The sequence below is a fragment of the Chryseobacterium sp. JJR-5R genome, from assembly GCF_034047335.1.
Lineage (GTDB): Bacteria > Bacteroidota > Bacteroidia > Flavobacteriales > Weeksellaceae > Chryseobacterium.
In genome coordinates this window covers 3,042,110-3,053,701 of sequence record NZ_CP139137.1, presented here as the reverse complement: position 1 = coordinate 3,053,701, position 11,592 = coordinate 3,042,110, and the positions used below count along the sequence as shown (strand labels likewise).

General features: G+C 41.3%; 10 protein-coding genes. 3 read left to right on the top strand and 7 right to left on the bottom strand.

The annotated features are described in order from the left end of the window. The first annotated feature begins 36 nt into the window (after positions 1-36). Together SD427_RS13300 and SD427_RS13295 are read left to right on the top strand one after the other, a co-directional pair. The gene (locus SD427_RS13300; protein WP_320558293.1) at positions 37-588 is read left to right on the top strand and encodes a DUF1543 domain-containing protein; all 552 of its coding nucleotides are present in this window, start codon (positions 37-39) and stop codon (positions 586-588) included. A 57-nt stretch (positions 589-645) separates the two neighbouring features. Beyond that, positions 646-1,758 (top strand): 5-(carboxyamino)imidazole ribonucleotide synthase, encoded by a 1,113-nt coding sequence (locus SD427_RS13295; RefSeq protein WP_320558292.1) that lies wholly within the window; start codon positions 646-648, stop codon positions 1,756-1,758. A 49-nt stretch (positions 1,759-1,807) separates the two neighbouring features. Here the strand turns inward: SD427_RS13295 and SD427_RS13290 are convergent, their stop codons facing one another. The 4 genes from SD427_RS13290 to SD427_RS13275 all read right to left on the bottom strand — a co-directional run bounded on the left by SD427_RS13290 (position 1,808) and on the right by SD427_RS13275 (position 6,734). Further along, a complete protein-coding gene (locus SD427_RS13290) occupies positions 1,808-2,641 on the bottom strand; it encodes a hypothetical protein (RefSeq protein WP_320558291.1) in 834 nt (277 codons plus the stop codon). A 188-nt stretch (positions 2,642-2,829) separates the two neighbouring features. Further along, a complete protein-coding gene (locus SD427_RS13285; protein WP_320558290.1) occupies positions 2,830-4,953 on the bottom strand; it encodes a cation:proton antiporter in 2,124 nt (707 codons plus the stop codon). Positions 4,954-4,959: 6 nt separating this feature from the next. Continuing rightward, a complete protein-coding gene (locus SD427_RS13280; RefSeq protein WP_320558289.1) occupies positions 4,960-5,526 on the bottom strand; it encodes a hypothetical protein in 567 nt (188 codons plus the stop codon). Positions 5,527-5,828: 302 nt separating this feature from the next. Further along, positions 5,829-6,734, bottom strand: coding sequence for a DMT family transporter (locus SD427_RS13275; protein ID WP_320558288.1), 906 nt, complete (start codon positions 6,732-6,734; stop codon positions 5,829-5,831). Between the two features lie 146 nt (positions 6,735-6,880). Between SD427_RS13275 and purE the strand changes: the two genes are divergently transcribed. Further along, the gene (gene purE, locus SD427_RS13270; protein ID WP_320558287.1) at positions 6,881-7,384 is read left to right on the top strand and encodes a 5-(carboxyamino)imidazole ribonucleotide mutase; all 504 of its coding nucleotides are present in this window, start codon (positions 6,881-6,883) and stop codon (positions 7,382-7,384) included. A gap of 91 nt (positions 7,385-7,475) precedes the next feature. Here the strand turns inward: purE and SD427_RS13265 are convergent, their stop codons facing one another. The 3 genes from SD427_RS13265 to ahcY all read right to left on the bottom strand — a co-directional run bounded on the left by SD427_RS13265 (position 7,476) and on the right by ahcY (position 11,466). Then, positions 7,476-9,224: a BspA family leucine-rich repeat surface protein gene (locus SD427_RS13265; protein WP_320558286.1), complete on the bottom strand. Its 1,749-nt coding sequence runs from the start codon at positions 9,222-9,224 to the stop codon at positions 7,476-7,478. Between the two features lie 139 nt (positions 9,225-9,363). Then, a complete protein-coding gene (yiaA, locus tag SD427_RS13260; protein WP_320558285.1) occupies positions 9,364-9,759 on the bottom strand; it encodes an inner membrane protein YiaA in 396 nt (131 codons plus the stop codon). A gap of 390 nt (positions 9,760-10,149) precedes the next feature. Beyond that, positions 10,150-11,466: an adenosylhomocysteinase gene (ahcY, locus tag SD427_RS13255; RefSeq protein WP_320558284.1), complete on the bottom strand. Its 1,317-nt coding sequence runs from the start codon at positions 11,464-11,466 to the stop codon at positions 10,150-10,152. Positions 11,467-11,592: the final 126 nt, after the last annotated feature.

The following is an 11,592-nucleotide window of genomic DNA, read 5'->3' as shown; positions in this document are numbered from 1 at the left end:
TTTGACGTATTTTTGCATAAACGGAATTTAATAAATATGAAACTATTTTATGTCATCCTGGGAGCTACACCGCCCGGAAGGAATATTGAGCAGCATGATGTATTTTTCGGGATTGCGGAAAGCCTGAAAGACCTTGTTGAGGAAATGAAGGACTTCTGGAAAGAAGCAAAGGGGAAAATCCATATCGACTGCTATCAGGAAGTGAAGTTTATAGACGGGTACGAAGTGAAAATTGTTGAAAAAGGCGAACCTACTTCTGAAGAGCAGCTGTATTTCATTAATCTGGGAGGCTATAAAAGAGGGTTTTTTGAAGAATTCCATGAGCAGCACCTGGTGGTGGGGAATGCCATGGCAGATGCCGTAAAAAAAGCAAAAGCCACAGAGTTTTATAAAACGATGGGATTCAAGGGAGCCACAAGCCATATTGATGAAAAACTGGGGGTGGACATCGATGATATTTTTCCGGTAAAGGAAATCCTGCCTGCCTCAATAAAGCAGAAATATTCCATTTCGCTGGTAAAATCAGATGTGGAAAACCAGGAGAATTTTGTAAGCCTGGGGTATTTAAAAATTGATAAAATCCAGTAAATCTTAACGGACAGGACGTTAAAAAATTAATTTCAGATTTAATAAAAATAAAAGGAAATGAAAATAGGAATTTTAGGAGGCGGACAGCTGGGAAGGATGCTGATTCAGGAAGCATTGAAATATGATGACGAATTTTATACCCTGGATCCGGCTCCTGATGCACCCTGCCATACTATTTCTTACTTTACGCAAGGCAGTTTTAATGATTATGAAACGGTTTTGAATTTCGGTAAAGATAAAGATGTGGTGACTATTGAGATTGAACATGTGAACGCCGATGCCTTGGCCGAACTCGAAAATCAGGGCGTAAAGGTAGTTCCGAATTCTAATATTATCAAAACCATCCAGCAGAAAATCCTTCAGAAAAAGTTTTACAAAGCGCATGAGATCCCAAGCCCGGAATTTGAAGTGATGGACGGAAGTTCCGATGAAATTAAAATGCCGCTGCCTTTCGTGCAGAAAATGAACACGGGCGGATATGACGGAAAAGGGGTGCAGGTAATCCGTACGGCTGAAGATATGAAAAATCTCTGGCTTGAAGATTCGGTTATTGAAAAGCTGGTGGATATTGAGAAGGAACTTTCCGTGATCGTCGCCAGAAATGAAAACGGGGAAACAAAAATTTTCCCTGTGACGGAAATGGTGGCCGATCCTAAACTGAATCTGCTGGATTTCAATATCTGCCCGGTTTTCCTGAGCGAAGAAACTGAAGAACAGATTAATTCCATCACAGAAAAATTCCTCAGTGCAGTAAATTCTCCGGGACTGTTTGCCATTGAATTATTCCTGGATAAAGAAGGGAAAGTATGGGTAAACGAAACGGCGCCAAGGCTGCACAATTCAGGCCACCAGAGCCAGGAAGGGAATGCCAATTCGCAGTTTGAGCAGATGTACAGGGTGGTTAAAAATTTACCTCTTGCAGATACGGATGCGATTATCTACAGCGGCATGCTGAACCTGGTAGGTGCAGAAGGCCATTCCGGGAAAGTGGTCTACGAAGGAATGGAAGACGTTTTAAAGTTACCTGAAACCTACATTCACCTTTACGGAAAAACGGAAACCAAACCCGGAAGAAAGATGGGCCACATCAATGTACTGGCAGATTCCCGGGAAGAGCTTATGGAAAAGCTGGTGGCGGTGAAGGGAATGGTGAGGGTAGTTGCAGAATAAAATAATGATAGATGCTAAAAAAGACTGCTCTACGGCAGTCTTTTCTGTTTTAGTTACATTTATATTCTGCAAACCGGGGATAGCCATTTTCGTTATATTCATAGCCGCTTATTTCACTGGTCTCATACGGAGCAGGCGGATTTGTTGGTGAACTGGTACTGTAAACAACTGTTTTGAAATATTTTCTATAATTATTTTTAGAAAGTCTTAAAAAGAAAATGTCTTCAAAAGGAACATTTACATTGGCATACGGATTTTTATAGCTGTCATAATTGTCGTACTTTGTTACAACTTTATATATGGGTGAGTTTGTATTTGTCTGCTCAACTACTCTTAAATTTCCGTCTGTATCATAAGTGAGCATTTTGATATTTTCGTTATAAATATCTCCCCAACTGTCTGTTGTTTTTTCTGTAATAGCAATTATCTTATTATTTGAATTATACGAATATTTAAAATTTTGAGTAGAAGAAGTATTATCAGGAATATAGGTGTTAATTCTGTTCTTCTCAGATAATCTCCCTAAATTGTCATAAAATAAGTATTCTGTAGCCTGTATGTTAGAATAGGTCAAAGGCTCAATAATTTTTACAGGCTGATTAAGAGAATTATATTGAACTTCGGTTGTCCTATCCAATTGCAGTTCATAAGTAGGGTATTGCTGACCAGTAGTGCTGTTATCAACTAATTTATATTCCAGCTTTTTAATAATCTGATTACCGTTATATAAATATTCAGACGTATAAAATTCTTGTCCGTTAAGCTTTATATTTACTTTATTAAATTTTGTTATGTAGCATTTTTGCTCACCGGTTGAATCATCATCACTATTACTACAGGAAAATAAAAAAAGTATAAAAACTAGTGCAAAGAATTTTTTCATTTAAATTGGTTATTGATTTTTTTAGGATGCAAATATAATAAAACTGCATCTGATAAGAAAAGTTTATAATTTTTATTTATAATTTCAGGAGAATTATCTTTCTATCTTTAGAATCTTGTAGTTAAATTTAAAAATCCTGTTAATTAGGCTCATCCTAATTATGGGTTTTAAATTCTATCAATCTTACATTACTTAAAAATCTTCTTGATCACATTCCCGATTTCCATGAAATCATCATGGTTTCCGACCGAACGTTTCTCCTGATCATTTTTATTGAGCTCTGAAAAAGGGAAGATCAACAGGTAATTATTGTTGTTCAGATTCCTGTTAAGCATATCAGGGACCAGCCTCATCCTCGGAATATAAGACTGCATGCCTCTTTTGGCCATGAAAAGGATCAGCGCCTCGTCTTCTTTTATCCGGGAAGCCGTATGCTCACCGTCTTTCCAGGAATTCATAATGATAAACTCAGCTTCAATATTGGCCTTTTTAATAATCCTCTGAAGGATATCAAGAATATTTTCAGAAGCATAGAAAACCAGGGTTGCTCCGGAATTCCGGGCTATATTCCATACTCTTAAAAGCGCGTGGAAGAAGCCTGCTTCCTTATGGGCTTTTTCAGGAATCATAACCGCATACCGCTTAATGGTGGATAAAGGCTGGGCCGCATGGTAAACCAGGACGTTCACATCATTGTTCTGAAGGTACCCGTTGTAAAGGTTGTACACAAAAGAAGGGGAGAAACCTTTCTCATCTTCCAGCCCGATAATAAGGTCTGTGATTTTCTGTTCCTTGATAACATTGTTCACACCGTTGATAACGTCATTGTCATATCTTTTCAGGGGCTGCACAGTCACATCTGCCGCAGCTGCAGTAACTGTGGCATGGTGCAGGATTTTCTCGGCATTTTTTACGGAAGATTCATTTTTATCTTCATTGATTACATTTAAAGCGCGCACATTGTCAGTATTGGAGTGGGCTTTAATTAAGATTCCCAGGTTGACCATCCGTTCGACGGTCGCTTCATAATTGATGGCAAGGAGGATGTTTTCTTCTTCATGGCTGTTGCCGGAAACAGTGTCTTCATTATCCTGCTCTGCGATTTTCTGTGCACTTGCCATGGAAATAAAAGATGAAATGGTACAGGAGATCAGGATCAGTAAAATGCTTCCGTTCAGGACATGTTCGTTCAGGAGCCTGATCGGTTCTCCGGTCTCAGTTTCAGAAAGGATGATGTTATATCCAACCATCACCGAGGCCAGGGTAGCGGCGGCAGAAGCGGAACTTAAGCCAAAGATCAGCTTTCCTTCCTCCCTTGACAGCCTGAATGTTTTTTGCGTGGCCACCGCAGAAAGGTACTTCCCGCCGATGGAGGCTACCAGCATGATTCCTGCCACTTCCAGGGTTTCCCAACTCTTGAAAAATGCCTTGAAATCAATCAGCATCCCTACACTGATCAGAAAGAACGGAATAAAAATCGCATTCCCGACAAATTCCACACGATTCATGAGTGATGAGGTATGGGGAATAAGCCTGTTCAGGGCCAGCCCGGCAAAAAATGCCCCGATAATGGCTTCCACACCTGCAAGTTCTGCCAGTAGGGCAGCCAGGTAAATCATCACCAGCACAAAAATATACTGTGAAATCTTATCATCCACTTTTTTAAAGAACCAGCGACCGATAATCGGGAACAGAACCAGGACGATAAGCCCGAAGACAATGAAGGAAACCGAAAGTTTTATCCAGAATTCCGTGCCTACATCTCCCTGTGACATCCCTACAATAACGGCAAGGACCAAAAGTGCTAGGATATCCGTAATCATCGTGCCTCCCACGGTAATATTTACTGCAGAATTTTTTGCGATTCCCAGTTTGCTGACCAGAGGATAGGCAATCAGGGTATGCGAAGAGAACAGGCTGGCAAAAAGTACAGAAGTAAGTACGGAAAACCCGAGAATATAGAAGGCCCCGAGATACCCTAAAACAAAAGGCACGGTAAAAGTATAAATACCGAATGTAAGGCTTTTCCATTTGTTTTTCTTAAAATCCCCCATATCTATTTCCAGTCCGGCCAGGAACATGATATAAAGAAGCCCGGTAGTTCCGGTAACTACAATGCTGCTGTCCCTTGACAGGACATTGAATCCGTTCGGGCCGATGACGGCTCCTGCAATGATAAGCCCTAAAAGGTGCGGAACCTTTATTTTGTTCAGGAGGAGAGGAGCTGCAAGAATAATAATTAAAACCAGCAGAAACTTCAGGACCGGGTCTTCGATGGGAAGACTCAGGTTATGGATGCTCAGTAAGATCATAAGTGTTTATTTTGTATTGCGTACCAGTTCTACAGAAAACTTTGCCATACAGCTGTTGTCAACAGCAATGGTCCGGGTGCCTCTGATCTTGGTTGTTGTGATGTCGTTCAGCAGAATGTTCATTTCCACCTGTTTTTTGGAGGTGGAATCTGTCTTGAAATTCAGTTTTGCTTCATTGTTCTCAAACTTCCCGGAATAGATACGAACCAAGGTATTATTGTTGATGATTTTGGTCATCAGCTGGGTAGAATCGCTGTCAAATTCCCAGGTGTCGGTACGCTGGTCGCCCACAACATAATCGCTGCAGTTGGATTCCGTACAGATTACTTTTCCTGTCCATGACCCGGCAACCGCTGCAGGCCAGCTTACTACGGTTACAGAATCTTTTTTGGTGAAAATACTGTCTCTCATTTTTAAAAGCACCTGATACTCAGATTCCTTGCTGGCAAATAGTTTTTCTTTTTCAAGCAATTGTTTTTCCCTTATCTCAAGATCATTTTCCTTTTTCTTATCATTACAGCTGATTAGACAGACCGAAACCATAAGGATGATAAACACTGTATTTTTTAGCATATTGTAATTTTGGCACAAACAAGATAGGAAAAACTGGGGAAATATGAAACAGAATACCACATTTTGCTGTTTACAATTATTTTAAATACAAGATATATCGCTATTAACACGCAGAATTAAGGCTGGTACATCAGAAACTTAATAAGGGCTGTTTAAATAAGATATTGAACTTTATAAAAAAATAAAAATTAATTCTTAAGGTCCGGTATATTCACATTTCTCAAAAATCTGCATGATTACCCTGGTCTGATGAAGTAATTTACATACAAATGGAAATGTTTCTTTTCCAAATACCTCTGTACTTACGGGATGCTTTGCCTTCTGAACATTTCACGGTTATAATTGATCACAAAGACGCCAAGAATAATCAGGATTGCAGCCAGGATGAATTTACCCGTAATTTCCTCATTCAGGATCAGCCAGCTCAGGAAAATAGAAATAACCGTGTTAACATAAGCCAGTATGGAAACCTGAACCGGAGAGACTTTTGTCAGGGCATAATGGTATGCGAAAAAAGCAGCTACAGAACCGAAAATGGCCAGATAGATCATTGCAGACATACTTTGTAAGCTCCAGTTTTCAAAATTATAATGATCGGTAAGGGTAAAGGCAAACAGAAGCTGTACGATTCCGGCAAAAGCAAACTGGTAAAATAGATTCAGAGAAATATTCTTGCTCTGGATATTCATTTTCTTGGTGAAAATGGTTCCCGAAGCCCAGCCTGCAATAGCAATAAACAGCATAAACACACCCATAGCATATTCCGGGTTTTCAAGATCATCAATCCCGTCCCAGAAGATGAAGAGGATTCCGCTGAAACACAGCAGAACACCGGTTAGTGCTTTGAAACTGAATTTCTGTAGCCCAAGGGCCACGCTGCCCAGAAAAACGATAATGGGCGAACAGGCACTGATGAGCGAAGTAAGGCTGCTGGTAACAGATTCTTCGGCTAACGTGGTCATCCCGTTGGAAACAATCAGCATCAATGTGGAAAAAATAACCTGGTACCCTAAATTTTTCCAGCCGATCCACTGGAACTGCCTGTGGTAAAGAAGGATACAAAGCATGATAACGGCGGCCAGGAACTGCCGGATGCCTGCCACAAACCATGCCGGGATTGTTTCTACGGCAATTCTTATGGACAAAAACGTAGTTCCCCAGACAATGGCAACGGTAAGGATTGCTAAAGTAAGTTTATAATCTTTCAAAATATGATATGTAATTAACAAAGGTAGTCACTTTGAAGTCTCTTAAAGAATTCCTTTCCTGAATTCCTGACAGCAAAACAACTTTTGCGCCTTTTTGCATCGGGCGTATTAATTTTTTATCTTTGGCCATCTAATACAATGGAAGAATGGTAGGAATTATTATGGGAAGTCAGAGTGACTTGCCGGTTATGGAACAGGCTGCAGATTTTCTGAAATCGCTGGGCATTCCTTATGAGCTGACTGTAGTTTCAGCACACAGAACCCCTGAAAGAATGTTTGATTATGCAAAAACCGCAAAAGAACGTGGACTGAAAGTGATTGTTGCCGGCGCAGGAGGGGCGGCACACCTTCCGGGGATGGTAGCGAGCTGTACCACGCTACCGGTAATCGGGGTCCCGATCTTATCAAGCAATTCTATTGACGGATGGGATTCCGTCCTGTCGATTCTTCAGATGCCGGGCGGGATCCCGGTAGCTACGGTAGCCTTGAACGGTGCCCTGAATGCAGGAATCCTGGCGGCTAAAATCATAGGGTCTGCGGACGCATCTGTTGCTGAGAACCTTCAGAAATACCAGGATTCCCTGAAAGACAAAGTATTGGGAACTGTAGATGATATCAAGGAAAAGCATCCGAATCATTTTGATCAGTAAACCTGGGATCAACAATAACTCATGAGCGCCTTACGAAATTCGTGAGGCGCTCATGAGTTAAAGGCTTAAACCGTCAGCCTTAATTTTTATCTTATTTTTTGATAAATTTAAAATGATGCGCTCCGGTAGCGGTATTGATCTGCAGGATATAATTCCCCGAAACCAGGTTCTGGATATTGATCGAATTATTCTGTGTATTGTTTTTTATCACAATTCTTCCGCTCTGGTCAATGATCATAAAGCTTTTCACTTTTAGATTTCTTACATAAATAAAATCGGTTGCAGGGTTCGGGTAAATTCCGGCTGTACTTTCAGCAAGGATTTCAGAAATTCCCAAAGTAGAACGGCATTCAGCATCATAAGTATCTCCGGAAATGGTCCAGTTTTTTGCGGAAACCAGATAATTTCTTGCCGTTACTGCGGCAGGATGGGAGTAGGTAAGAGGAGAAACAGGTGAAATATTGATATTGCCCGGAGTGGAAGGATTTATGCTCCAGCCTTGCAGCGTATCATCATAGTTCTGGCAGCTCAGCGCAGTATTCTGTAGCATTCCTCCTGACATCTGCAGAGAGCCCAGGTTCCACGATCCCAGATTCTGATTGAATTTTAATGCTCCGGTAAACATGTTGCCCATACCGGTGACAAGGCTGACATTCCAATTGCCTATATTCTGGTTGAAATTAACGGCATTGCTGAACATGCTCTGCATAGCAGTTACTTTTCCGGTATTCCAGCCGGATATGTCCTGATCAAATGCAGAGGCACCGTTGAACATATACTGCATATATACCACTTCGCCCACATTCCAGTTCCCGATAGCTTTATTAAAGCTTGATGCATTGGCAAACATGCCTTCCATATTTGTTACATTACCTGTATTCCAACTGCCGATGTCCTGGTTAAAAGCGGTTGCATTACTGAACATCCGGTTCATTTCAATAACTTTAGAAGTATTCCAGTTCCCGATAGGCTGATTAAATTTTACCGCATTTGAAAACATAAATTCACAATCAAGGTTTTTAGACAGATCCCAGTTTCCGATGGGCTGATTGAATTCACGGGCATTATTGAATGTGGCGGTCATGGTTTCTACTTTTGAAGTATTCCAGTTTCCGATAGGCTGATTAAATATTTTTGCCATAAGAAAGAGTGCCCCCATGTTAATTACATTTGAAGTATTCCAGTCTCCTATGGGCTGATTAAAAAGGAAACATCCCTGGAATGTACTCTGAAGATTGGTCACTGAAGACACATTCCAGTTGTTGATGGTGGGATTTCCGATAAGGTTCGAGCAGTTCGTAAACATAAATGACAAGTCGGTTACCGCCGACAGCCGTGGAATATCAGTTGCAGTGACATCCATCAGCATGCATCCCTGGAATGCCTGCCTCATTGTGGTCCAGTTGATCTGTCCCCATTGCTCTAACGTCAGGATTTTATGAATATCTCCAATTATACCGTTTCCGTTTGAGAAAAGATCCCAGTCTGTAAACCTTATTCTTTGGAACAGTCCGTTTCCGTTGCTTATTTTTACCCTGTACGTGGCATTTGCAGGATCAGGATTTAAAGAAGCCCCGAAATCAACCAAAGTATGATAAGCTGACGTTACATTGGTCAGTACGCCGGTGTGGGAAGGATATCCTATTTCTTCCCAAGCGATTGTATAGTCTGTTCCCTGAGCAGGGAGCCAGATCTGGGTATTGGTGGAATTTACAGTGATACCCTGATAAGACTGGGTCTGCAGGTTACCGGGTTTCCAGGTGGTGATAAACTCATTCTGGGCATATGCCATATGGATAGCAAAAAGAAGTACGAAAGTGGTTAGTAGTTTTTTATACATGTTGAATATTTTGTGAAATTATAAAACAAAAAGATAAAAATACTCAAAATGATGGTAAATTCCTATAAAAAAGCTGTAATTAACATGAATATATTAAAATTATTTCAAAAAAACTCTCCGGGATGGGAGAGTTCTTATTTTATTCCTGGTTCATCATATTGTCCCGGGTATTTTTCTGGACGGCAATGGCTCCGAAGAGTGCCAGTAAAAAAGCAAATCCGTAAAAGCCTTTTTCACTCGGGAGGATGGTGGCATTCCATAACCCGATAGCCAGCAAAACAATGGATGACAGGGTGGCAAACCAGCAGATCCCGTAATAGATATCCGTTACCTTAATGTTTTCCAGCCGGTCCCGGACAGCTTTCTGAAGAGAAACTACAGCAAACATGCCATATAGAAGAACGGTAAAATAATACCCTTTTTCGTTAAGCTGCATTTCTGCTCTGGCGAGGCCCACGATAAAACCGATCATCCCTGCTGCCAGCGCAACCCAGGATGCGGCAATAAATGCATTTGATACATTCTGCTTTTTCATTGATTATAATGTTTTTGTTAAAGGCATCAAATATATCATTTTTTATTTGATTGCCTGTCACAACTGAAATGCGGATATTTTATTGTGCAGGGGCAGCCGGTGCCGGTACGTGAGCCGTATATGTAATGGATCCTCTTTTGAACAGAGAACAAGAGGTTTCCGGGAGCTGTTGAAGTAATCTGCCTGACAGCTAATGAAGCAATACCCTTCAGATGATAAAAAAGACGTACAGTTTCTTAGCCCGGATAGCAGCGGTTACCCCGCAATGGAAGGGATAAGCCTGGCATGAGGCGTATGAGCGGATAGCCGGAACAAGCTCCTGAAAATAAAAAAAACTCCCCGGAAAAAACCGGAGAGCCTATATTTGTTTTTGCTAACTGCTAACTGCTATTAGTATCTGTAGTATTCAGGTTTGAACGGGCCTTTTACATCTACGCCGATGTACTCCGCCTGTTCCGGAGAAAGGGTTTCCAGCTCAATGCTTAATTTTTTAAGGTGAAGGGCAGCTACTTTCTCATCCAGATGCTTAGGAAGCATATATACTTCGTTTCCGTATGCTTCAGCGTTGTTCCAAAGCTCAATCTGCGCCAAGGTCTGGTTAGAGAATGAGTTGGACATTACGAAACTCGGGTGGCCGGTTGCACAGCCTAAGTTTACCAGTCTTCCTTCTGCAAGGATGATCACTTCTTTACCTTCTTCCAAAGTATAGATATCAACTTGTGGCTTGACCTCAGATTTGGTATGGCCGTAATTTTCGTTTAACCATGCCATATCGATTTCATTGTCGAAGTGGCCGATGTTACACACGATGGCTTTATCTTTTAATTTTAAGAAATGCTCTTTTCTTACAATGTTGAAGTTCCCGGTAGTTGTGATTACGATATCTGCATTATCCACTACGGTATCCAGTCTTTTCACTTCATAACCGTCCATGGCAGCCTGAAGTGCACAGATCGGGTCGATTTCAGTTACGGTAACAATAGAACCGGCTCCTCTGAATGAAGCTGCCGTTCCTTTACCCACGTCTCCGTATCCGCAAACCACCACTCTTTTACCTGCTAACATGATGTCTGTAGCTCTTCTTACCGCATCTACTGCAGATTCCTTACATCCGTATTTATTGTCGAATTTGGATTTGGTCACGGAATCATTTACGTTGATGGCCGGCATTACCAAAGTTCCGTTCTTCATTCTTTCGTACAGCCTGTGGACTCCGGTTGTGGTTTCTTCAGAAAGCCCTTTGATGTCTTTTGTGAATTCAGGGTATTTGTCAAAAACCATATTGGTTAAGTCTCCGCCGTCATCTAAGATCATGTTCAGCGGTTTTCTGTCTTCCCCAAAGAACAGCGTCTGCTCAATACACCAGTCGAAATCCTCTTCATTAAGGCCTTTCCATGCATATACCGGGATTCCTGCCGCTGCAATTGCTGCCGCTGCATGGTCCTGGGTAGAGAAAATATTACAGGAAGACCAGGTAACGTCAGCACCCAGAGCCACTAAGGTCTCAATAAGCACAGCAGTCTGGATCGTCATGTGAAGGCATCCTGCAATTCTTGCCCCTTTCAACGGCTGGGATGGCCCGTATTCTTCACGGATTGCCATTAAGCCCGGCATTTCTGCTTCTGCAAGGGTGATTTCTTTTCTTCCCCATTCTGCCAGGGAAATATCCTTAACTTTATAAGGAAGGTATTGTGTCGTAGTACTCATATGAATGAATATGTTTTTTTCTGTTTGTAAAGTGCAAAATTACAACTAATAATTTATATATAAAAACAGCAGTTTCAGTTCCGGTATATCGGTCTGATAGATGGAAGGAATGATTTATAAAGCCTG